The 22,650-nt window shown below is 44.0% G+C and carries 15 protein-coding genes; 3 read left to right on the top strand and 12 right to left on the bottom strand.

Going from position 1 to position 22,650, the window contains the following annotated elements; all coding sequences use genetic code 11:
* Positions 1-97 precede the first annotated feature (97 nt).
* The 7 genes from LEP1GSC058_RS09940 to LEP1GSC058_RS09910 all read right to left on the bottom strand — a co-directional run bounded on the left by LEP1GSC058_RS09940 (position 98) and on the right by LEP1GSC058_RS09910 (position 10,829).
* Positions 98-3,244 carry an efflux RND transporter permease subunit gene (locus LEP1GSC058_RS09940; protein ID WP_016550097.1) on the bottom strand — a complete coding sequence of 1,049 codons (3,147 nt, stop codon included), beginning with the start codon at positions 3,242-3,244 and terminating at the stop codon, positions 98-100.
* Positions 3,245-3,246: 2 nt separating this feature from the next.
* On the bottom strand, positions 3,247-4,269 hold the full coding sequence (locus LEP1GSC058_RS09935) for an efflux RND transporter periplasmic adaptor subunit (RefSeq protein ID WP_016550202.1): 1,023 nt from the start codon (positions 4,267-4,269) through the stop codon (positions 3,247-3,249).
* Entirely contained in the window at positions 4,266-5,492 is a 1,227-nt protein-coding gene (locus LEP1GSC058_RS09930) for a TolC family protein (protein WP_232224667.1), read from the bottom strand. Before LEP1GSC058_RS09930 ends, LEP1GSC058_RS09935 begins: the two co-directional genes overlap by 4 nt.
* 203 nt (positions 5,493-5,695) lie before the next feature.
* On the bottom strand, positions 5,696-6,067 hold the full coding sequence (locus tag LEP1GSC058_RS09925) for a hypothetical protein (protein ID WP_016550489.1): 372 nt from the start codon (positions 6,065-6,067) through the stop codon (positions 5,696-5,698).
* A gap of 91 nt (positions 6,068-6,158) precedes the next feature.
* Positions 6,159-7,370: an acetyl-CoA C-acetyltransferase gene (locus tag LEP1GSC058_RS09920; protein ID WP_016550647.1), complete on the bottom strand. Its 1,212-nt coding sequence runs from the start codon at positions 7,368-7,370 to the stop codon at positions 6,159-6,161.
* 141 nt (positions 7,371-7,511) lie between these two features.
* Complete coding sequence (locus tag LEP1GSC058_RS09915; RefSeq protein WP_039948273.1) at positions 7,512-8,492, bottom strand: YheT family hydrolase; 981 nt, start codon at positions 8,490-8,492, stop codon at positions 7,512-7,514.
* 42 nt (positions 8,493-8,534) lie between these two features.
* A complete protein-coding gene (locus LEP1GSC058_RS09910) occupies positions 8,535-10,829 on the bottom strand; it encodes an ATP-binding response regulator (RefSeq protein WP_016550874.1) in 2,295 nt (764 codons plus the stop codon).
* 546 nt (positions 10,830-11,375) lie between these two features.
* Here LEP1GSC058_RS09910 and LEP1GSC058_RS09900 point away from each other — a divergent pair.
* The 3 genes from LEP1GSC058_RS09900 to LEP1GSC058_RS09890 all read left to right on the top strand — a co-directional run bounded on the left by LEP1GSC058_RS09900 (position 11,376) and on the right by LEP1GSC058_RS09890 (position 16,904).
* Positions 11,376-12,950 carry a TolC family protein gene (locus LEP1GSC058_RS09900; RefSeq protein ID WP_016549603.1) on the top strand — a complete coding sequence of 525 codons (1,575 nt, stop codon included), beginning with the start codon at positions 11,376-11,378 and terminating at the stop codon, positions 12,948-12,950.
* Positions 12,947-16,207 carry an efflux RND transporter permease subunit gene (locus LEP1GSC058_RS09895; RefSeq protein ID WP_016550444.1) on the top strand — a complete coding sequence of 1,087 codons (3,261 nt, stop codon included), beginning with the start codon at positions 12,947-12,949 and terminating at the stop codon, positions 16,205-16,207. Before LEP1GSC058_RS09900 ends, LEP1GSC058_RS09895 begins: the two co-directional genes overlap by 4 nt.
* Positions 16,208-16,289: 82 nt before the next feature.
* Positions 16,290-16,904, top strand: coding sequence for a TetR/AcrR family transcriptional regulator (locus LEP1GSC058_RS09890; RefSeq protein WP_016549456.1), 615 nt, complete (start codon positions 16,290-16,292; stop codon positions 16,902-16,904).
* 4 nt (positions 16,905-16,908) lie between these two features.
* On the opposite strand, the gene LEP1GSC058_RS09885 is transcribed toward LEP1GSC058_RS09890, so the two are convergent.
* From LEP1GSC058_RS09885 to LEP1GSC058_RS09865, 5 genes are all read right to left on the bottom strand, one after another.
* Positions 16,909-18,342, bottom strand: a complete 1,434-nt coding sequence (locus LEP1GSC058_RS09885) for a DUF2079 domain-containing protein (protein ID WP_016550179.1) — start codon at positions 18,340-18,342, stop codon at positions 16,909-16,911.
* An 18-nt stretch (positions 18,343-18,360) separates the two neighbouring features.
* Positions 18,361-19,668 (bottom strand): 2-isopropylmalate synthase LeuA2, encoded by a 1,308-nt coding sequence (leuA2, locus tag LEP1GSC058_RS09880; RefSeq protein WP_016550486.1) that lies wholly within the window; start codon positions 19,666-19,668, stop codon positions 18,361-18,363.
* A gap of 228 nt (positions 19,669-19,896) precedes the next feature.
* Complete coding sequence (locus LEP1GSC058_RS09875; RefSeq protein ID WP_016550978.1) at positions 19,897-20,514, bottom strand: tetratricopeptide repeat protein; 618 nt, start codon at positions 20,512-20,514, stop codon at positions 19,897-19,899.
* A 146-nt stretch (positions 20,515-20,660) separates the two neighbouring features.
* On the bottom strand, positions 20,661-21,446 hold the full coding sequence (locus tag LEP1GSC058_RS09870; protein ID WP_016550308.1) for a hypothetical protein: 786 nt from the start codon (positions 21,444-21,446) through the stop codon (positions 20,661-20,663).
* 87 nt (positions 21,447-21,533) lie between these two features.
* Positions 21,534-22,328 carry a crotonase/enoyl-CoA hydratase family protein gene (locus LEP1GSC058_RS09865; RefSeq protein WP_016550023.1) on the bottom strand — a complete coding sequence of 265 codons (795 nt, stop codon included), beginning with the start codon at positions 22,326-22,328 and terminating at the stop codon, positions 21,534-21,536.
* Positions 22,329-22,650: the final 322 nt, after the last annotated feature.

Genomic DNA, 22,650 nt, shown 5'->3' with positions numbered 1-22,650 from the left:
ATTCGGATCGGATCCTCAAAAGAGGTAATTTGGGTTATTTTATAAATATAAAAATTCAGTAATATTCATGTTTAATTATATAATAATAAATATCGTCCTACTCTTGGATATGTTTCCGATTGATAAGATAAAAAAGGGAGGGGATGAAAAAGAGCGAAAATAATTCCGCCGTTAAGCCCCCGACTACCACCGTTGCCAACGGTCTCTGTACGTCCGATCCTATTCCTGATGCAATTGCGGCAGGCAATAACCCTAGTAAAGCTAAAAGAATCGTCATTATTCGCGGTGTAAATTGTAGATCGGCTGCCGTTAACACGGACGATCTAAGCGTCTTCGTTTGATCTTCCTTTTGCAGTTGAATCATGCGAGTTACGAATAGAACGCAGGTCATGGTGGCGATGCCGAAAAGGGAAACGAAGCCTACTCCTGCGGAGACCGAGAAATTGACGCCCCTTATTAACAAAGCTAAGATCCCTCCCGCAATAGAAAGAGGAACTCCGGACATAGCCAATAGAGCATAACGTGGCTTTCGGAATATTCCTAGCAATATGCAGAAAATTCCGAGAAGCGTCGCAGGGATTACGATTCGCAATCTAGATACTGCTCTGGTTAGATTTTCGAATTGCCCGCCCCATCGAATGCTGATTCCTTCCGGGAGAGGAATTGATTTCTCCACCTTATTCTTAGCTTCTTCAACAAATCCTCCCTGATCCCGCCCGCGAATATTTGTTCGAATGGAAATCTGTCGCTTTCCATCCTGTCTTTGGATGATAGTAGGCCCGTCTTTTAGCTCGATAGAAGCCAATTCGCTTAACGGTATTCTTCCTCCCGTAGGAGAGGTTACTAAAAGGTTTTTGACCGATTCTAGAGAGGAGCGGAAATCCGTGGAATACCGAACCATGATGTCGAATCTCTTCGAACCTTCGTATAATGTTCCGACTTCGCTTCCCCCGATCGCGGCTTCTAACGTATCAAGTATGTTTGATGCGTTGATTCCAAAACGAGCCGACTTTTTTCTGTCGATAGTAACAGTCAATTGTGCCTGGTCCGACTCCTGCTCGAACCCGGATTCGGTTGCGCCGGGAATGTCTCGAACGATTTCTAGTATTTTTTTTGCATGATTTCTGAGAAGGCCCAAATCTTCTCCGTTTACAAGTATCGCCAAATCGGAGACACTACCCGTCACGGCTTCAGTCACATTATCCAGGATCGGTTGAGAGAATACGAATTGAACTCCAGGAAGGTCTTCTTGCAGGCCGGCTTTCAATTTTTGAAGGAGTTCCTTTTTTGTTATCCTTTCCCGCCATAAGTCGTAATTTTTTAATCCGACTAGAATTTCCAATCGATTCGGCCCGTAGGGATCGGTTCCTTCATCGTTTCGTCCGAGCTGACTTAAGACCGACACGACCTGTTCCTGTTTCAGTATCGATTCCCTAATTACCGGAAGATATTGTTCCGAACTTTTAAGATTTATTCCGACCGGAAAGAAACAGCGTATATTGATCGACCCCTCGTCCAAATCCGGCAAAAATTCCGTTCCTAATTTATAATATCCGAATGTACTTATGATCAGAGCGACAGATAAGGAATAAATCACGACTTTTTCGGAGGAACGCAATAGTCGAGAGAGCAAGGAATGATAAACGGATTTTATCCAATCTAATATCGGATTGTTCCATTCCATTTTCTTAGAATATGGGGATTCCATTTTAACCCTGTAGAATAAACACATCAACACCGGAATCAGTGTAAGAGTGAACAAAAGGCTCCCGATGATCGCAAACGACAAGGTAAAGGCCATGGGAGAGAATAGTTTCCCTTCCACTCTTTGAAAAGTGAAAATCGGGAGATAAGCGAAGATGATGATCGTGATGGAAACGAAAATTTCCCGTCCGACTTCGATTGTGGACGAACGAGTAATACTTAATAATTCCGAGAATCCGATCCCGGCTTCGGACGATCGTTTAGCATGTGAATATCTCCGATAGATATTTTCCACCATTACAACCGCGCCGTCGACGATGATACCGAAATCGATCGCGCCCAGGGATAGTAGATTGGCGGGGATTCCGGTTAGTTTCATCATGATAAAAGCGAAGAGTAGCGAGACCGGTATCATGCTTGCGACCACGACGGCCGTCCGTACGTTTCCTAGAAAGAATATGAGGACGAGTATTACGATACTTACTCCCTCGAATAACGTACTTCGAACGGTTTGTACGGTATAGTCCACCAATTCGGTCCTGTCGTAGGTCGGAATCAATCTCACGCCTTGCGGAAGCAGATTGGCGTTGATATATCGGATTTTTTCGTAAACCCTTTCGATTATCTCCGACGGATTCTCTCCGCGACGCATAGCAATGATTCCTTGGATTCCGGAATCTCTTGTTCTTAGTTCACCCGTTACGGGATTGCGAAGGGCGTAATTGAAAATTCCATCCGGCCGTCTCGGATATTCTTCCACGGACGCCAAGTTTTCGACGTAAATCGGAGTTCCTGAAACTGCGGTTACCACTATATTCTGAATATCTTCTTTTGTTTGTATCGCGCCCAATCCCCGGACGATGAAACCTTGATCACCTCTAGTAAGTACGTTTCCTCCCGTATTCCTGTTATTGGATCGAATCGCATCAAGCAGATCCGGCAGGCTCAAATCGTAACGCAATAACCGATTCGGAGAAGTGATGATATGATATTGCTTTTCTAAGCCTCCAAAGTTCAGAATATCCGCCACTCCCGGAGTTTGTCGTAAAGCAGGAACGACCACCCAATCCTGCAAGGTTCTCAAATCCATCGGCGTCCAATTTTCCGAAGCCTCTATCGTATACCGATAAATTTCGCCGACTGGCCCGGTAAGAGGCGCAAGAGAAACGTTGGCCTCCGCAGGAAGTTCGATGGCTTGCAGTCTCTCCAAAAGTAGCTGTCTTGCGACAAAATCGCTGACTCCTTCTTCGAAAACGTATTGAAGCACGCTAAGTCCGAAAATCGTTTTGGATCGACGAGTTAAAACGTAAGGAACCGAATTTAATCCTCTTTCCAAAGGCAACGTGATTCTTCGTTCGACTTCTAAAGCCGCTTTCCCGGGGAGAAGCGCTATTACGGTAACTTGAGTATCTCCCACGTCAGGATAAGCTTCTTTCTTAAGGGTAATCCAGGACCAAATTCCGAAGCAGATGATCGCGATAGCCAGTGTGAGTGTGGGGATCCTATTTTTTAAGGATGCATCGATGAGTCGTTCAATCATATTTAAAACCCGAAGCTTAACCCTTTCAGTAAAATTACACCATCGATCAAAATCGTTTCACCGACTGAAAGACCGTCCGTTACGATCGTACTGTTTTCTCCCGACGTCCCTAATACGACTTGGCGTCGACGAAACGATCCCGTTCCTTCCTTTATAAAAACATAATGTTTTTCATCTACCGTAAGAATCGCTTTGTTGGGGAGCAAAATGACGGAAGTGTGAGGATCGCCGAAATCCACTTTTGCATACATACCGGGGAGAATCTTTTCTTTGGGATTCTTAATCGTTACCCTTACTTTTACGGTTCTTAAAACGGGATCGATCGCATCGCCTATCGCCTCCGCATGTCCGATAAAAATTTTACCGGGGAAGGAGGAAAATTGAATTCGAACCTCTTCTCCTTTTTGCACTTCGCTTAACTGAGATTCCGGAACATCGCATATTAACCAAAGAGCGGGCCCCTTTACGTTATCTAGCTCTTTCGGATTTAGGCCGATCGTTCTTAGCTTTGATTCCGACTCGTCCGCTTCCGCTTTTGTAACTGCAAAGTTCGACTCCGCTTCAGTCACGTCCCGACCGGTAGCGGCCTGATTTGCGTACATATCCCGTACTCTTAGGAGATCCTTGAGTCCTTTGATTACCGTCGCTCTGTTTCTTTTGTACTCCGAGAAAAGCTGCGTATTCTCCGGGGAATCGAAAAGAACGATCTTTTCTCCCGAGTTAACGGACGTTTTGATGCTGGCGACGACTCTTGCAGGGGCGATGACTGAAAAGGACGCGTTCCCGGTCCCGACGGTAATATACGAAAATCTAGATAAGCCCGAATAATCGGTCGGAAAAGAAATCAGATTCCCTTTCTCCGATATTTTGGGGGCTCGATTTTGTTCCTGTCGCCAAATATCCTTTCCTTTTTTATCCGGAAAGCAGTAGTAGCCGATACCAAAAAAAGAAATCAGTGAGATAAAAAGAATTCTATTTTTATTATTTATAAATTCAGAATATATTTTATATATATAGGTCGTCATTTGCCTAATTCCGTAACCGTTTTTCCGATCGAAAAATTCAGAGATTCGGCAGCTTCGATGCGATCCGATTGAAGTCGGATCATGTTGAGAGTGCTGTCGCTATAGGATTCGAAAAAATCGGCAAATTCCAATATAGTGATATATTTCTTTCTGTAATTTTCTATCATTAGCCCGGCCAAACTTTTGTAATCTTTCGTGAACGAATTTCTGTAATTCTTTAATAATCGCTCCTTATCTCTCGCGATTTCCAAGGCTGCTCGAACTTCCGTGTTCACTTTTAAAAGTTGTTCCTCATACGCGACTTTCCTCGAATTGAGTATCATTTCAGAAGATTTGATGTTTCCTTGGTTTCGGTCAAAAAGGGGTATCGAAGTGGATACCGTAAATCCGTAGTAGTTATTGATATAATTTCCGGCCCGGTCCCAGCTTCCTCCCAACGATAAATCCGGAATAACCATCGCCTTTTGCAAAGAAAGATTGGTTTGTTCGGCTTTTACGGATAGCTCGAGACTTTTAAGATCGGGCCGATGCTCGATTGCCGACTTTATCATCTCTTTCGCATCCAGGGAATGGATCGAATATTCCGAATCCGCATGCTCCGTAAATTCAGGGAATATCTCGTATTCGAGCGTACTTTGTTCGTTTAGCAGGACCTTCAAGGCGGCTTCCTTTTCATAAACGATCTGGGCTATTTTCGATCTATCGTTCTCGAGGCGAAATAGCAAGGATTTTAACCTTAATAATTCGGAAAGAAGAATATTCCGATTTTGGTATACGTTTTCCGCGCCGGAAATCGTTTTTCTGATGGACGGTATACTTTCTTTATAGAATTCGACGGATTGTCTTGCGAAATACAATTGGAAGAACGTAGTTCTAAGTTCTAATTTAAGAGAACGTAAAGTATCGTAGAATATCTGTTCCGAAATTTCCTTGTTCCACTTCGCGAGTCGTATTCGTTTGTCTCTTTTGCCGGCCATCAAGAATAACTGCTGGATTTGAATCGCTGTTTCACCGTTCTTAGTCGTATCGAAATATTTTCCGGTCCCGGGATTGTAGACGTTCTGATCGATCGCAATGTTCGGGTTATCCCATAATCCGGCTTGCAGTATTTCGGCCTTTTTCGCTTCTATTTCGAATTTGGAAGAAATGAGAGAGAGATTATTTTTAAGGAATAATTCTTCCGCTTCTCTTAGGCTTAATTTTCTTTTTAAAAGAAAAGTCATATCTTCTCGGGAATTTTGTTCAAGAACCTCAGTGGATTCGAGTTTTGGAACGGAGGGATTTACGTTCCGTGGACCTGTAATCGTTAAAAAAAGATAAGTTGCCGTCGCAAATATAACGGCGCATTTGTATGAGTGCATTAAATAAAGCTCCTAGACGACTCCGTCCGAAATTTGCGACGAAGTCCGACAATATGATTCGAATGTCAGGCTTTGCTAGGCGGTGGAATATTTAAAAGGAGCTCGGAAAGTAGATAATAAGAACTGTAGACAGCCGATCCATATTTGATCGGAGAGGGGACTCGGAAAGACTGAAACTCGGAATTCGTATTTTCCGAATCGTATTCGGCGGAATCGGGTATCCAGACCGAATTGATGCCGTCGTCCTCTTCTTCATCCTGAAAGAGTCGGAGAGCTTTTTTAATCGGGGAAGATTTGGTAGAAGCGGATTTGAACTGGCCGTTTGGATGGGAAGAAACGGAAATCCGGGTCTGTGAAAGGTAGAAGAAGGAGAAATTGAACAGAAAGATCGGCAGGAATCCGTAGAAAAGAGGTCGAATTCGGCGAAACACGTTCATTCTGAATTATAATATTTGATACGGCGAGGAGGGAAAGAAGAAAATTGCGTCGAATCCGAATGAATTATGACGCAATTTTCTGGGGTGAAACTTAGATTCTCTCGATGATCGTAGCGATTCCCATTCCGCCGCCGATGCAGAGGGTAATGAGCGCATAACGCTGATTACGTCTTTCTAATTCATCCAATGCGGTTCCCAATAAAATCGCGCCTGTCGCACCCAGCGGATGTCCTAGGGAAATGGATCCGCCATTGACGTTAATTTTTTCGAGTGGGATGCCCAGAGTCCGTTGCGTATAGAGAACGACAGAAGCGAACGCCTCGTTGATTTCCCAAATATCGATGTCTTCCACTCTTAAACCTGCAAGGTGAAGAGCCTTTCTGGAGGCCGATACAGGGCCTGTCAACATGATGGTCGGATCTTCGCCGGTCGAAGCCATCGCGACGATTTTGGCTCGAGGCTTAAGTCCGTATTTTTTTATTCCATCATCGTTGGCGATAAGCACCGATGCCGCTCCGTCTACAATTCCGGAAGAATTGCCCAAGGTATGGATGTGATTGATCTTTTGAACTTCGGGATAAGAACGTAATGCGATTGCGTCAAGCTCCTTTTCTCCGATCGTTTTGAATACCGCACCCAATCCGGAAAGGAATGCATAATCCGACTCGATACGGGGATTTTCGTCGGTATCTACGACGGTTCCATCTTCCAATCTAACCGGAATTATGGATTTTTTAAATACGCCGTCTTTGATGGCCTTATCCGCTTTCAATTGAGAAGATTCGGCGAATCGATCGGCATCTTCTCTGGAAATGTTATATTTTGTGGCGATTAAATCGGCTGAGATCCCCTGAGGAACTAGATTATAATGTTTCGCTATATTAGCGTTTCCTACATTGAAATCTCTGTCTCCCATGTCCGCGCCCATTTTGACTCGGCTCATGGACTCGATTCCGCCGCCCAAAGCTACATCCATGCTTCCCGCTTGCACATGATTCGCGACGTTATTGACGGCTTGGAGTCCCGATCCGCAAAAACGATTTACCGTGTAACCGGGAACGGAATTCGGCCATTGTGCAGCCATCACCGCATAGCGTGCGATGCAAGCTGCTTGGTCTTCCACTTGCGAAACGCATCCTAAGACTACCTCTTCGACGATTTCCGGCTTTAATCCGTTTCTTTCTTTGATTGCGTTTAGAGTCGAGGCGGATAGCTCTTGAGGGTGAACGGATGCCAGAGTTCCTCTTTTTTTTCCCTTACCGCGAGGGGTACGTACGGCATCGATTACATATGCATTGGACATGATATATCTCCTATAACGAAAGGCGTTCGTCTTATTTTGAACTTACGTTCAAGAACGAGATGCATTCTGGTTCCAATTTATCGCAAAGGGCGGAAAAGCAAGTTCTTTTGCAATAATTCTAATTTGGGTTCTAAACCTGTTTTAAGATGCTTTTTTGTCGAAGATGGTTTCCAAAACTTTGAAATACCAACAATCACCTTTCAGATTTTCATAAAAACCGTTATGTCCTCCGTATTTCTGGATGAGGATCTTGAGTCTAGAGTTGGAAGGGAGTTCGTGAAATTCATTCGGCCGTATGATCGGGTCGTCTTCCGATGTAACAATAGTTACAGCGACTTTGAGTCCTTTAAAATCTTTAGAGCCTAAGGTGTATGATAGAAAGTAGTCGTCGGTTGTCTTGAATTGATGGGTGCTTGATACGATTCTATCGGTCATTTCCATCACTGATTTTCCCTGCATGATTTCCGGATACGGATGGAGATCGGGAAAGTGAACGTTCTTTTTAGCCAGAGATGCTCTCCACTTATCCCTAAAATATTTTCCGATAATCAGTTTTGAATCCATCATTTCAGTCGCACTTTTGGGATGGAGAGCGGGGCTGACCGCGATGCAATGTTTTAAATTCGGTATCGGATGTTTTCCTTTAGAATGTTCTCTCGCGATTCTCAGAGTGAAATTTCCGCCTAGCGAAAATCCAGCGACGTAGACCGGTATCTTTTTCCCGTATTCTTTAGCGGCTTTCCGAACCGCTTCGTACGTTTCCCGAATCAAACTTCCGTTGAACGGTTCCGGATTCAAATGATGAGTTTCCCCGTGATCACGCAGATTTAATCGAAAAATCGAAATTCCTCGTTCAAAGAATTTTCTTCCGGTCCTTTGAATATAATTGGAATCGATACTTCCTTCCCACCCGTGAATTAAAATCAAGAGCGCTTTATTTTCCGGCGCTTTCGAATAATGTCCCAGTAATTTGACTCCTTTCCCTGCGTCTAGCACTACCGGTACTGCCGCGCGATCCATCGGGTGATTCGGTTTTTTTTGACGAAGTAAGGAAGCGAGAATCGTTTGTACGAAAGGATGCCTAAGGTGAATCGGAGGGTTGAATGGACGGAGATGTTCCATATTCCCAGGATAGTCGTTTTGGTTCTTGCAAGCAAGCAATCCTTAAAGAAACTTTTCTAAAATTGAATAGAGTTGTTCGGAATTATATGGCTTACCTAAAAATCCGGTAAACCCGTGCTCCTCGCATGCCTTATATGTTTCGGAAAAGGAACTGGCGGTCACAGCGATAATGGGAACATTCCGACCGAACTCTCCAAAGGAGCGAATTGCATCCGCGGTCTGGTATCCGTCCATTCCGGGCATTTGCAAATCCAAAAAAATAATTTTAAACTCTTCCGGCTCCGATTTAAATCGAGATACGGCCTCTTCACCGCTGTTGCAGGCAACCGTCTTTGCTCCGGTCTTTTCCACAAGTTTAGAAAGGATCTTGCAATTGATATCGTTGTCGTCAACGACCAATGCGGTTCCGAACGAAAGCTTCGGAATTTTTTTTGTCGAAGTTTTCGTTTCGGCTATTACAGACTGATCGGTTATTCTGAGGGGAAGTTTCAACGTAAAGGTCGAACCTTGACTTTGTTTAGAAATCAAATTAATTGCGCCTCCCATTTTCTCAGCGAGTTTCTTGCATATATAAAGCCCTAAGCCCACTCCTTTATGCTTGCGAGTATATGCTAAATCTTCCTGATGAAACGCTTCGAAGATTCGTTCATAAGCTTCTTCTGAAATTCCGATTCCGGTATCTGCGACTTCGAAGACGATGAATTTCTCTTCCAATGCGACGCGTAAATCGATTGATCCTACTTCGGTGAATTTGATGGAATTCGTAATGAAATTTACGAGAATTTGTTCGATTCGAAATCGATCTCCTAGGACGGAAGCAGGAACATTCGATTCGGTCTTAAGATTTAATCGCAATCCTTTTGCAGTCGTTTTCGGTTCGATTAAGCCGCTTAAATGTGCCAGCATTGCCGGTAGATCCACTATCTCTTCCCGAATTTTAATTTTAGGATTATCCAAGGTTGTGACTTCGAGGAGATCATCTATCAGTTGCGTCAGTATATCCGCGGAGGAAACAAGATCTTTCAGAAACTCTTGTTGCGACCTATCTAGAGAAGTTTGTTCGAGTAAATTCGCCATTCCTGAAATGCCATGCAGCGGGGTTCTCATTTCATGGGAAATCATCCCTAAAAATTCGGATTTTGCCTTATCTGCGGCTTCCGCTTTTTCTTTCGCGAGAGCCAAGGCATTTTCTGTTTCTTTAATATTGCTAATATCCGTATGAGTTCCGACCATCCGGATCGGTTCTCCGTTTTCGGACCGCAGCACGATGGCTCTAGATCGGATATACATATAGTTCCCGTCTTTTTTTCTGAAGCGCAGGGTTTCGTCGAACCTTACGGTTTTTTCCAAATTTCCCTTAAGAATAACGGATCTGATCGTATGAGAATCGTCCGGATGGACTAGCTTTATCCAACTCCGTAAATCGTTGGATATTTCATGATCGTCGAAACCGAGCATATTCTTCCATCGACTAGAAAGGAATAATTTCCGACTCTTGATATCATAATTCCAATATCCATCGTTCGATGCTTGGTAGGTCTGCTCTAACTGTTCTTTCTGACTTCTGATTTCCTGCTCGACTTTACGTAGTTCGGTTACGTTTCGATTTGCGATCAGTATTCCTTCGGGTAAACTGGTTACTTGCTGAAAATATGTTCCGGAAAGCGAATCGCTATTTTGGACGGTAAATTCCCTCTGGAAGGGTTTACCATCCATAAAAACTTTCTTATATTCATTCAACGACTCCGACCCCGGATCGATACGGAACAACTCACAAAGTCCCTTTCCGACGAGATTTTCCTTAAGCTGAGCTAATTCGAGTTCTCCAGCCGGGTTCACTTCGGATAACGTAAAATCGATAATCTCTCTTTTCGAATTATAAAAGGGCTCGAAATAATAAATGGATTCCGTACTAATTAAGGCTGCCTGACGATAAATGTCCTTTTGTTTTACGTCCGAAGATATATCCTGCGTGATGGAAACGACCCAATCGTCTTGAGGAGAGAACAGAGTGCAATCGTAAGGTTTCCCCGAAGTACTGGAAGGAAAAGTGCCTTTCCATTCCGAATCTTTTTCGGCGAGAGAAGCGATAAAATTCAATAGGTCCGGTTTTCGTTCCAGCACTCCCGGATTTATTTCGCGAAAGGTTTTTCCGATCACTTGATGCGGCAATAGATTTAAACTTTCGGCAGCGCCTCTATTGCAATAAGCGAATTTCCAATCAAAAGCACGATTTTCACTATCTCGAAGAATTCTGAGTAAAAATAATCGGACCGATTTTGCCTGTCCAAGCACCGAGAGGAATGATTCAATTTCATTGGGAATTTCGATAACCATTTGAATTCGGTCACCGTCTTGACGGATCTCTACAATTTATTGGTCGAATTTAAGTGAGATTCTCTACCATTTTTATATGCGTTTAGGCACTAGACGGCAGAAATTTAACCGGGAATGCATTATTGCATCGATTGCGAATTCCCTTTCTCACTCTAATCTAAAAAATTCAAGTCTCGGTCTCGGTATACGGCATTCTCAATTGAAACAGGAGGGATCGCATTAAGTTTGCGATTCCGGTATTCCTTTGATTCGGGTGTTCAAATCGAATTCGTTTCCTCCTGGCGCGGATTTAGGCGTTTCGGGAGCGGAAGGGCCGCCTATTTCATTAGGTTTTGGAGACGATTTACGACACATCTCAAGGAATATTTGATTGGGAAGTTTTAAGCCACGGATACTCATACCTTTCTGTTACGATAATGAGACTTAAAATCAAATAAAATATTGGATAGAGCGATTGATTTTTTGTAGACATGGAAACAAAAGAATCAAATTTTGTTTCCAATAAAGGAAACAAAGAATACTAAAATTGTTTCCTTTTGAGGTCGTATGAAAGAATATTGGAATTCTAAGAGATATTTTTTGTTCCGAGGAGTTTCGGTCGGGATTATTTTCTGGGGTTTTTCCCTGTTTCCGGAATCTCTCGAAGAATCCGAGTTTGGGAAAGGAAAAACTTGGAACACATCAAGACTCATACGTTACGCTATGGAAAATTCCGTTCAAGCCAAGATCGCCAGATTGGATTTAGATAACTCCGAGTACGACTGGGAGAAGGAGAACGGTAAATACAATTTCATCGGAAACGTCACCGCTAACACACAAAAGACGGTAAACCTACCGCTCCCTCAATATACATTACAAGGTCGGAATATTACGAATAATACGATTTCCGGAGGTCTTTCCAAGGCGTTTACAAGCGGGACGACCTTGGGTGTCACCGTTGCCGATAACAGATACGAAACGGACGCCGGTAAACGTCCCGAGCAGCAAGGTACGATCGCACAACAATTCGCGCAGCCCAGTCTCCATTTCGGGAGTGTCGGTTTCACTTTGAAACAGGATCTTTTGAAAAACGTATTCGGTTATCAGCAAAGAAGAAATTTGGACATGAGCCGCCGCAGTTCGGCGGTCCGTCGCCTTGATGCGATGAACACATTATCGAGAACTGTAGTTCAATCCATACTTGCCTTTTGGAATTTGTCTTTAGCAGAGGAAAATCTAAGAACCGCAACGCTTTTAGTGAAAAGCGTAAAGAACGTAAAAGATATTACAACTTCGAAAATTCGTCTGGGCGTTGCCGAAGAATACGAATCAGGGCAATGGAATGCGCTGCTAATCTCCGCCGAAAATCAACTTAGACAAACAAAACTGGAACGAGATCGCACGCGTCGCGACCTTTTAGTATCTTTAGGTAAAGATCCGGAAACTCCGTTTGAATTGGAGACTAGTTTAGAAGAACGTTTCGATCCCTCTAAAAGCGAAACTCAGGAGTTGGACGAGGCTTTTTTGCACCGGTATGATTTTAGGAGCATGTTGTTACAGAAACAAAATGCTATTTCGGCTTTGGAAGTCGCAAAGAACGGATTATTACCGTCTCTTTATGTAAGCGGGACTTATAATTCAAGAACCTTTGATCGAAATTTTCCGCAAGATTTCAACGGGGTGGGCGTCGGTCGGTATACTCAGAACTCTGCGGAAATAAAAATGGAAACTCCGATCGGTAATGATACAGCGAGAGCGGAATTTAAAAACGCTCAAACGCAGAGTAAAAAAATAGACCTTCTTCTAGAACAGACCAAGGACCAAGTGAAAACGGACGTTCGACAAGGCTTGGAAAGAATTAGAATAACGTATGATGTTTTAGAAGAGTCTAAAAAGAATCTTGCGCAAGCCGAGAAATTCTATACGGGAATACTACCTCGTTACAGATTTGGAAGAACTACTTCCGTAAATGTCAAGAATGCGTTGGATCTGGTTGCTCAGGCTAGATACGGACTCATGCAAGCAAAAGTTAATTATAATACGGCACTCGTGCAATATGAACTCTCCAAGGGAACACTATTTCAAAAATATGGAATGGACGCCGAGGAAATACTGAATCAAACTATCGGAGACTTAAGATGAATTTCGCAGAACTGTCGATTAAACGACCTATATTCATCACCTGTACGGTCCTCATCATTCTAGTTACGGGATATTTATCCTTGAACAAGCTTGGAGTGGATTTATTTCCTAACGTCACAATTCCGGTTGTGACAGTAACCGTTCCGTATCCCGGGGCGGCACCCAACGAAATCGAAACATTGATCGCTAAACCGGTGGAAGACGAGTTATCGACGATTTCCGGCGTAAAGAGGATTAAGTCGGCTTGTAGCGAAGGATCCGGAACTGTCGTTGTGGAATTCACGCTGGAAACGGACGTAAAATACGCGGAACAGCAGGTTCGAGATAAGGTTGCGGCGGTAAAACCGAAACTTCCGGACGATGCAAAAGAACCGATTATTCGAAGAATCGACCCTGCGGATCAACCGATTTTGATTCTCGCTTTGCAAGCGGATCTACCGGAAGCGACTCTATTCGATATCGCCAGCGAAGAGATTAAGCAGAATCTTCTAACCGCAAAAGACGTAGGGAATATCACCATTTACGGCGGTCGTAAAAGAGAGATCCATGTTGAACTCGATCGCTCGAAATTGAAAGCCCATATGATTCCGGCCTCGGTAGTTTCCAATCGACTCGCATCCGGCGGGACGAACATTCCGGCAGGGAAAGTAAGTAAGTCCGACAAAGAATTAGTCTATCGAACGATTAACGAATTTCAATCTCCTCAAGAAATTCGGGACACACCGATTTCTTTATTCGGTAACGAAGTTCCCGTAAGAATCGGACAACTTGGCGAAGTAAAAGACACTATGGAAGACGAAACTTCCAGAGCGTATTTTAACGGAAAAAAAGCGATCTTTTTGCTGGTTTATAAGCAATCCGGAGCGAATACCGTCGCGGTAGCTCAAGAAGTCAAGAAGAGAGTCGGAGAATTAAATAAGGAACTCGCCAAGAGAGACGGGACTCCGAAGCTCGCAATGGCAAACGACAACTCCATTATGATCGACGATAACATTTACGACGTAAAGGAGACGATTCTGATAGGAATCGCCCTTACAATCGTGGTGGTGCTCTTATTTTTAGGAAGCGTCAGATCGACGATCATTACCGGTCTTGCATTACCGAACTCACTATTGGGTGCGTTTATTCTCATGGCCGTTGCCGGTTTTACGGTGAACGTCATGACTTTATTGGCCTTGAGTCTCGCGGTCGGATTGTTAATCGACGATGCCATCGTTGTTCGTGAAAATATTTTCCGGCACAGAGAAATGGGTAAGACGGCTCGTCAAGCATCCATCGACGGAACGAAGGAAGTAACGTTAGCTGTCATTGCTACTACGATGACGGTGATTGCGGTGTTCTTGCCGATCGCATTTGTGAGCGGTGTTGTCGGTCAATTCTTGCGAGAGTTCGGACTTACCGTTTGTTTTGCGCTATTAATTTCTCTATACGATGCGTTAACGATCGCGCCGATGCTTTCCAGCTATTTCGGGGGAAAAATCGCAGGTCACGGACACGCGAATCACTCTTCTCCCACTCCAGAATTTTCCGTAGAGTCGGAAGGATCTAAAAAGAAGAAAGGGAAATCCGAGAGAACTCCTTTAGAAGAAATGGCCTATTCCAAAATCCGCGGCGAGCAAACTCGACCAGGTCTGTTAAGAAGAGGTCTAGGCATGATCGGATCTTTTTTCGGCGCGCTAGAGAAGGGATTGGATGGCATTCTATCCATATTCAATATTTTTCAATCTTGGTTAGAAGACCGATACGCTTCCGTTTTGAAATTCACCCTGAAACGGCCCGTATTGATACTTTCGGGCGCAGTCTTGATTTTCGTAGCAAGTTTGGCATTGACCAAATACATTCCTAAAACGTTTCTTCCTGCGCAGGATAACGGTAAATTTCAAGTCACTTTGGATATGCCTCCCGGTACTTCCGTCGAGAAAATGGCAAAAGTAGCCAAGGAAGTTTATGCGAGCATGGCTCTGCATAAGGAAATTTCTGTGGTGGCTATGTTCAATACGAATCGAACGACCACTATGTTCGTGGAAATGATTCCTTCCAAACAAAGGAAAATGAATACATCCGAATTCAAGGATCTTCTCAGGAAAGAATTGGAGTCGTTTTCCTACGCCAATCCGATCGTAAAAGACATAGATAATGTGGGTGGAGGACAAAGACCGTTTACTCTCGTCGTTAGCGGTCAGAACGGCCAAGCCGTCGAAAATTATGCCCATAAACTTTTCACTCGACTAAGAGAATCCAAGGCTCTTTTAGATGTGGACACCAGCTATAGGGCTGGAGCTCCCGAATTTAGAGTCGTTCCCGATCGAAATCGAGAGGTGTTGCTGGGCGTTCCCGGTACCGTCATCGGATCCGAATTGAGGACATTGGTGGAAGGGACCACTCCCGCCGTGTATCGAGAAAACGGAGTGGAGTACGACATTCGTGTTCGATTAAAGGAAGGACAAAGAGATTTGAAGGAAAACTTTTACAATTCCTTTGTTCCGAACTTCAATAATATGATGATCCCGATTCAGAATGTGGCTCGGGCAGAAGAAACCACCGGCCTCGCGACGATTAATCGATTGAATCGGAATAAATCCGTAGAGATTTACGGGGATGTTAATCCCGAAGGTCCTGGAATGGGGGGAGCGATGCAGGAAGTGACCCAGATCACTCAGAGCGAACTTCCTCTGCCTCCCGGTATTCGAATCGGTTATACGGGACAGGCGGAGAATTTTAAAGAAATGGGAACGTCCATGGGGATTGCGATGGGTCTTGGAGTCCTTTTCATCTACATGGTTCTTGCTTCACTTTACGAAAGTTTCATTACTCCGATCGCGATCATGCTGGTCCTGCCGTTGGCTCTTTGCGGCGCCTTTATTGCGCTTTTCCTTACCCAAAAATCTCTGGATATCTTCTCCATGATAGGGTTGATTATGTTGATCGGAGTCGCTACCAAGAACTCGATTCTACTAGTGGATTTTACCAATCAGCTGATCCAAAGAGGAGTTGAAATGAGGGAGGCAATTATTGAGGCCGGGCGGGAACGTCTTCGCCCGATTTTGATGACATCCTTCGCTTTGATAGCAGGAATGCTGCCTATTGCGATAGGATTAAACGAGGCATCGAAGCAGCGAACGAGTATGGGAGTTGCTATTATCGGCGGTCTCATTTCTTCGACAGTTCTGACTCTGGTCGTTGTTCCGGCAGCCTTCTCTTATATTGAAAAATTAAACAATTTTGTTCGACGAAATGCTCCGAATCCCGATGCTTAACAAGGAAGAAGTCGTAAGGTCTTCCCGGACAAAAGGAAACGCCGTAAAAAAGCGTTTCCTACGGGGAAGGGGGTAGGTTAGAATGCAAACCGTCGTGGAACAGCAAGTCAGTACAGAACCGGACGATGTAAAACTTCGCATTTTTGAGAAATCGTTCGAATTGTTTCTTCGCTATGGGTTTGCGAAAACTCGGATGGAAGAGATTGCCCGGACTTTGAGAATTAGTCGTAAGACTCTTTACAAATATTTTGCCAATAAGCACGACCTTCTCATGGAATTAATGACGCACCGTCATTTACGGATTCACGGGAAAATCGAAAAGATCCAATCCGATCCCGGCAAAAGCATCAAAGAAAAAATCCAATCCATGCATGAATGCATCAGCGGGGAAATTCCGCAAGGAATGAACGAATTTTTACGGGATATCCGAGACCAAGCCCCCGATCTTTGGAAATTATTTTCCGAACAGAAAGAAAAGAATATCAATCGAACTATGCGCACGATGATCGAAACCGGAATCAAAAACGGCGATATTCGACCCGATGTAAACCCCGATATCGTTTTATTGATCCATTCCGCATCGACCGAGGCCATGTTTGATCCGGGCTTTTTGGCTCAGACGCCTTATACGATTCGAGATCTGGTTAAAGAATTGGATAATATCATTTTTTACGGGATCGTAAAACGTTCGAATTAACGGGTTAGATCTTGGCCTTCCGCCAGGCTCGTAGATTTTGAGTTCGAAGTATCGAAGTATACTCCGGGTCTTTATCGAAGAATAGAATCATTTCAGTCGAAGTAACTTCAGTCAATAACGGCTCTTTCTCTTCGGTGGTCAAAATAACTAAATCCGGCCTCCATTTTCTTGCACGAACCGCTTCCCAATCTTTGTAAGGAAGCCTTAGCTCTGCACCATTAAATACGTAAGTTGCAAAATTAAACGAAGCGAATGTAGTATTCGCCTTATAACCCCTAAGTTTTATTAACGAGATTATGATCGGGATCTTCTCGGGAATCGTGTTTAAAGAAGCACTGAGTAAGAGTAAATTCGGACTTCTTAAGAGAGCGTGATTCGGAAGGGCCGAGATAGTGATACTAGTAATTAGCAAACTTATCGGAAGAAGAAATATGAATTTTCGGGGGTCGAGAATACGGCTTGCAATGACTTCCCATACTAGGAATGCGAACGGGATCGCCATGAATAATATAAGGGTAGGCGCAAGTCCGTAGAAAAATGCTAAGCCTGCCCGATCCGGCGAAATCGAACTTAACCATAAAAATGCGACCGCGAATCCAGGGAGTGAGCGCCAAGTTGCGAGTAAGGGTATTCCGAGCAGACTCATCGCGAGGAATTTTCCAGGATCGGTCAGAAGAATTCGAAAAATTTCCGAGGGATGCGTTAGTGAATTCAAGATGAAGGCAAACGGAGTTTTTCCCCAATGTTCCAGGAATAAAGAGGAGGAATTCGGAAAGAGAATTTGTTTAAAGAAACCTAACACGATTACCAAGTAAAGTAAGCTAGTAAAAGAATAAACGAGAATAGTTCGAATCGGTTTCCTGCCTAACAGCAAAAAACTTCCCGCGCAGACATATATCCAGCCGTCTTCCTTTAATAAAAGAATTCCTAATAAACAAACGAACGCCGGCATCTTTCTTTCGTCCCACGCGAATAGCAAAAATCCCGATAATAAGGGAACCAGAAAGATCTCGTAATGAATATAAAGATGAGTCGCGGTGACATAGGGGTTCAGCAGGAAGGCTAGGGAGAAAATGACAGAAATGGCCGAATTATCGGTTACTCGTCGAAAGAGTGAAAATAAAGCTACGATTCCTACTGACAGAGCAAGGCTACAGATAATGAGCCAGCATTCGATGAACGGTAAAGGAATCAAAAAAACAGAAAGAAGATAAAGCAGCGGGGAGAAATGAATGGATAGGAAGTTGGAATTCCAATCATAGGACCATAATCGGCCTTCACTGAATAGAGGTGAGGAAAGCATCTGAATCTGCATTCCAAAGTCATGCCAGCCTAGACTTAGAGTTGAATATTCGAGGAAAGAAAGGGATCCGAGATACAAGAATGATGCTATAAAGAGAAATAGTTCCGTCTTGTGCTTCTTTAGAAAATCTTGCATTCGGATCCTTCTCCCTTATCAAACGGAATCTTGCAGTCGCGTCTTAGGCGATTCGATACTTCTCATGCGTCGCAATTCTTCCATCATTTGGTCCAGAGTCAATTCTCCGCCGCCGATTTTTTCCGATCTATCTTTCAGTATCGGCTGTAGTTTCGTCGCTTCCTCTCTCGTAATATCCGACCCGGCAACTTTAAGGATTTCATATACTGCTGATTTTCCGGATTGGCTCGTAAAGGCGATCCTATCCCCTTCGGGTCGGCCGATCAAATCGGCTTCAAAAGCGCGGTAAGCTCCCTTCTTCATATTCTGCGTTTTGGATACGCCGTCTTGATGAATGCCGCTTCGGTGGGCCACAACGTCTTCTCCAATAAGTGGAGCCTTTTCCGGAATCGGAATATCTGCCATTCGAGAAACGATTCTCGAAGTTTCGTAGATTGCTTGAAAATTCAAATCTACGTTTACTCCACAATTATGCAAAGCAATCGCCACCTCGTACGTATTCGTATTCCCGGCCCGTTCTCCCAGCCCGTTCAATGCCGTCTCCAATTGGGTTGCACCCGCAAAGAAACTTTCGACCGTCGTTGCCGTAGCCATACCGAGATCGTTATGGGTATGGACGGAAATCTTCGAATCTTTCGGAAGGGATTCCACGACTTTGCGAACCATCGCGACGAATAAATACGGTCTATATCGTTCGACCGTATTCGGCAAGTTCACAAGATCGGCGCCGGCATCCAACGCAGCCCGAAAGGCGTCTATTGCAAATTCAAGATTTTCTAATGCATCACCGAAGTGTTCGCCGGAAAATTGGACTTCGCCGAAATTCCCGGCCAATTTTCGTGCGTAGGAAACGGAGTGAAGGATATTTTCCTTCACTTGTCGTTCGGAAATCCCTAAAACGTTGCGAATGGTAAAATCGCTTACCGGGTATACGATATGTATTCTAGGTTTCGGAGCTCTTGAAATGGCTTTCCAAGAAAGGTCGATCTCCGCTTCGACTGCACGAGAAAGACTTGAAATCACGGTATTCTCCGGCGCTAGCGAGGACAGATGAGCGCAGGCTTCGAAATCCTGCCTTCCGGCGGAAGCGAAACCAACCTCGATACCCTGTACCCCTAGTTTCAAAAGTTGCCTAAAGATGATTTCCTTCTCCTTTAGATTCCAAGGTTTACGAAGCGCTTGATTGCCGTCTCGAAGAGTAACGTCCATGAAAAAGGGAGACGCTTGGGGCGCCTTAAGTCCGTTACCGGGTACAATGATTTCTTGAAGAGATGGGAAAGACGGGCTTACTTGATTGCCCGAGCCGTTATTCGTTTTTGTTTCCATAGTCACTCACTTCTTCGTCATCGAGAGCGGTGCTTTGGCTTCCGAGAATGCCGGAAACAAAAAAACCGCCCAAGAGGAGCGGTTTTTTTGCGTGCGCAAGGTCCTTTGCTCCCCTTAATCTCCAAGAAGGAGAAGGAGGAGTCCGAGCAGATTTGCCTGGAAAAACCGTTGTGCCATATGTTCTATTCTTAGACTCGACAGAAGTTTCGAAATCGTCAAGAAAAATTCTTACGCATTTTCATCGTCCTGGGTTTTAAGAAAACTCCAGATTCCGCCTTGTTCGAATTGTTTTTCCTCTAAGAGCTGCTTGAGTTGTAAATATTCCTTCTTCACTTGATCAGGAATTCCTACCGCTTCCAATTTTTGGAATGTTTCTCTCGCCTGGGGAAATCGATTCGTACGAACGTAACAAATCGCTAACGCATACAAAGTCGGCGAATCGTCGACGGCCTCATCGGGTAAGCCCTTTAATAGTTCTAAAGCCTGGTCGAATTTTGAAGCGCCCGTATAGACTGCCGCAAGATTTTTACGTGCAAAGACATCCGTATCGTCCAGTTCCAAAGCTTTGGAAAGATGAAATTCGGCCTTAGGCTTATCCTTTCGTCTTGCATATAAAACGCCGAGACCCACCCAAGCTTGGACATGCCCCGGCTCTAATTGCAGGCACTTTTGAAGCTGTTCCTCTGCAAGGGCAAGTTCTCCAAGCTGAGACAGGCACATTCCGAGGTGAAAATAGGCTTGAGGGTCGCGAGGATCCGATATGATCCACGCCTGTAGGACTTCCTTCGCACCTTCGGAGTCCCCTTGCTTTAAACGTTCTAAGGCGGTTCTAAGTCTAGGATCCATAGCTGCATTTCATCAGATAAAGCGAGGATTCGCACGTACTTTTTCGTATATCGAAACTCTATTTAGAGGACTCCTCGTACAATTCATTCAAGAGACGATGATTTTGGCGTTACGATAATCGAACCGAGAATGGAATTTTATTCCGTTCAGGATTTTTGGATCACAAGTCGAATCTTAGGTTTGTTTTCGGAAGGAGTTTCCTTAGAGCAATGTTGGCGAGAGGAATTTAATTCCCATTCCGCGTTTACTTTTAACCATTCTTTGTCCGAAGAATATTTCTGCATTAGAGAATCCAAGAGCCTAATATCGGATAGGTCCGAAGAATTCACGAAATGATTCGATTCTTCTTGAAAGTTCCGTTCCCATTTTGAAGCAAAAGGAACTAAATGTTCCTTTTTAAAAGCTTCCAGACTATCTTCGACTTTTTGGCATTCTCGTATTAGATCCTCGACATGTCTTTTCCGAATGACGTCTTCTTTCTTTTCGGTGATTTTTTTGTAGGTAACGTAAATCAGTCCGACTGTTAAAGTCGTTTCAAAGGCGCCCGGTACGGGTACAACTAATGCGATGGCGAGCGCGGCCCCAAGTCGCCTAACGATGGAAGTGCTGTCCTTCTTTAATTCGATCGTTTGCAGATCGATTTCCGTTAGCCGTTCTACGAATTTTTCTCCCAGCGGTCGTAAAACTTCGACTCGGAATCTTTTTAAATCGAATAGAGCGTCCGAATATCTGGACTGGACGCTTAAATTCGCAGTAAATAATTGTCCTTCTTCGTTTTTGTACAAAAGAAGGTAGCGATGATCCGCGGTGATATCCGCTTTTTCGCCGCGCGGGAATGAGGAACAGTTCAAAAGCAATTCAGAAATTAGTAAAACAAAGACGGTTAAACGAAATTTAAAAGAACCCGAAGGGATTACGTTGCCTTTGGACACGGTAATGAGTTATCCGTGAAATCCCTATTTTTGTAAATTAGAATCTTTCGGTATATCCAATTAACGAAGAGCAAAAATCAAGCCTTATCACCTGCCTCGAAATTTCCCTTTTCTTTTTTCGAGAAAAGAACGAACTCCCTCGGCTCCGTCTTCGCTTTCCATTAACCGTAACGTTACGGGAAGTAGATCTTTCGCAGCGTTAGATTCTCCTTCCAATATCGCTTTTCTCGCCGAGGCGATTGCGGCTTGGACTGCGAGAGGCGCTTGCTCGGAAATTCTTTCGGCAATTGCAATTGCTCTTTGTAAGAGTTCCTTTTTAGGAACGATCTCTTGCACTAACCCCATCCGAAACGCTTCTTCGGCGGAAAAATCGTCTCCCGTGAGAATGTAGCGCATGGCATTTCCCCATCCCGCGGATTTTACGAACCGAAACGTGGCCCCTCCGAACGGCATAATACCTCTCTGAACTTCAACCTGAGCGAATCTAGTCTTCTCGGCTGCGATTCGAACATCGCAGGCTAATAGCAACTCTATACCGAGTGTAAAACAAAATCCATGAACTGCGCAAACGATCGGCTTAGTTCTTACTCGCTTAGTAGCTCCGTTGTCCCAAGGGTCGATATGATGTTCGGAATAGGTATAGGCCTTTTTCTTCTTTATGGTTTCCGCAACGTCGTTTAATTCCAAACCTAACGTAAAATGCATTCCATTCGCGTACAATACCGCGCACCTCAATTCGGGATCATCTTCGAACTCGGAGTATGCTTCGCTTAATCGATTTAGCATTTCGGTATTCATCGCATTCCTTTCCTCGGGGCGATTTAATCCGATTAAGAAAACATGATTTCGTTTTTCAGTCAGAATAAGATTGTTAGTGGACATCCCGCTTCCTTTGGCAACAAAACTATCTTACGTTACCTTAATTCACTCTCGGAATTATTTATGAGAAAAGTCAAATTAGTTTTTAATTTCGATTCTTTTAAAAGGTAAAGAAAACGAATCTTATTAAACTTTTCGATTCCGAAATCTAAAGATAAACTGCGATTGTCCGGTTTTCAAATTCATCGAAACCGAAGGATCGATCGGAAATCGATTTCTCATTCGTCCATAAACTCATTTACGATTCATGCAAAATAAACCGTGCGAATTAAAGCTTCACTCGATCAAAGTCGATATGTTACGCGATCGATCGACCGATTCATTC

The organism is Leptospira fainei serovar Hurstbridge str. BUT 6 (assembly GCF_000306235.2).
GTDB lineage: Bacteria > Spirochaetota > Leptospiria > Leptospirales > Leptospiraceae > Leptospira_B > Leptospira_B fainei.
Note: the sequence above shows the minus strand (reverse complement) of the source record. Positions and strands in the feature narration are given on the sequence as shown.

Excerpts from the sequence above, each read along its gene's own strand:
- LEP1GSC058_RS09940 (WP_016550097.1), bottom strand. The coding sequence starts at position 3,244 with ATGATTGAACGACTCATCGATGCATCCTTAAAAAATAGGATCCCCACA.
- LEP1GSC058_RS09935 (WP_016550202.1), bottom strand. The coding sequence starts at position 4,269 with ATGACGACCTATATATATAAAATATATTCTGAATTTATAAATAATAAA.
- LEP1GSC058_RS09930 (WP_232224667.1), bottom strand. The coding sequence starts at position 5,492 with ATGACTTTTCTTTTAAAAAGAAAATTAAGCCTAAGAGAAGCGGAAGAA.
- LEP1GSC058_RS09925 (WP_016550489.1), bottom strand. The coding sequence starts at position 6,067 with ATGAACGTGTTTCGCCGAATTCGACCTCTTTTCTACGGATTCCTGCCG.
- LEP1GSC058_RS09920 (WP_016550647.1), bottom strand. The coding sequence starts at position 7,370 with ATGTCCAATGCATATGTAATCGATGCCGTACGTACCCCTCGCGGTAAG.
- LEP1GSC058_RS09915 (WP_039948273.1), bottom strand. The coding sequence starts at position 8,492 with ATGGAACATCTCCGTCCATTCAACCCTCCGATTCACCTTAGGCATCCT.
- LEP1GSC058_RS09910 (WP_016550874.1), bottom strand. The coding sequence starts at position 10,829 with ATGGTTATCGAAATTCCCAATGAAATTGAATCATTCCTCTCGGTGCTT.
- LEP1GSC058_RS09900 (WP_016549603.1), top strand. The coding sequence starts at position 11,376 with ATGAAAGAATATTGGAATTCTAAGAGATATTTTTTGTTCCGAGGAGTT.
- LEP1GSC058_RS09895 (WP_016550444.1), top strand. The coding sequence starts at position 12,947 with ATGAATTTCGCAGAACTGTCGATTAAACGACCTATATTCATCACCTGT.
- LEP1GSC058_RS09890 (WP_016549456.1), top strand. The coding sequence starts at position 16,290 with ATGCAAACCGTCGTGGAACAGCAAGTCAGTACAGAACCGGACGATGTA.
- LEP1GSC058_RS09885 (WP_016550179.1), bottom strand. The coding sequence starts at position 18,342 with ATGCAAGATTTTCTAAAGAAGCACAAGACGGAACTATTTCTCTTTATA.
- leuA2 (WP_016550486.1), bottom strand. The coding sequence starts at position 19,668 with ATGGAAACAAAAACGAATAACGGCTCGGGCAATCAAGTAAGCCCGTCT.
- LEP1GSC058_RS09875 (WP_016550978.1), bottom strand. The coding sequence starts at position 20,514 with ATGGATCCTAGACTTAGAACCGCCTTAGAACGTTTAAAGCAAGGGGAC.
- LEP1GSC058_RS09865 (WP_016550023.1), bottom strand. The coding sequence starts at position 22,328 with ATGTCCACTAACAATCTTATTCTGACTGAAAAACGAAATCATGTTTTC.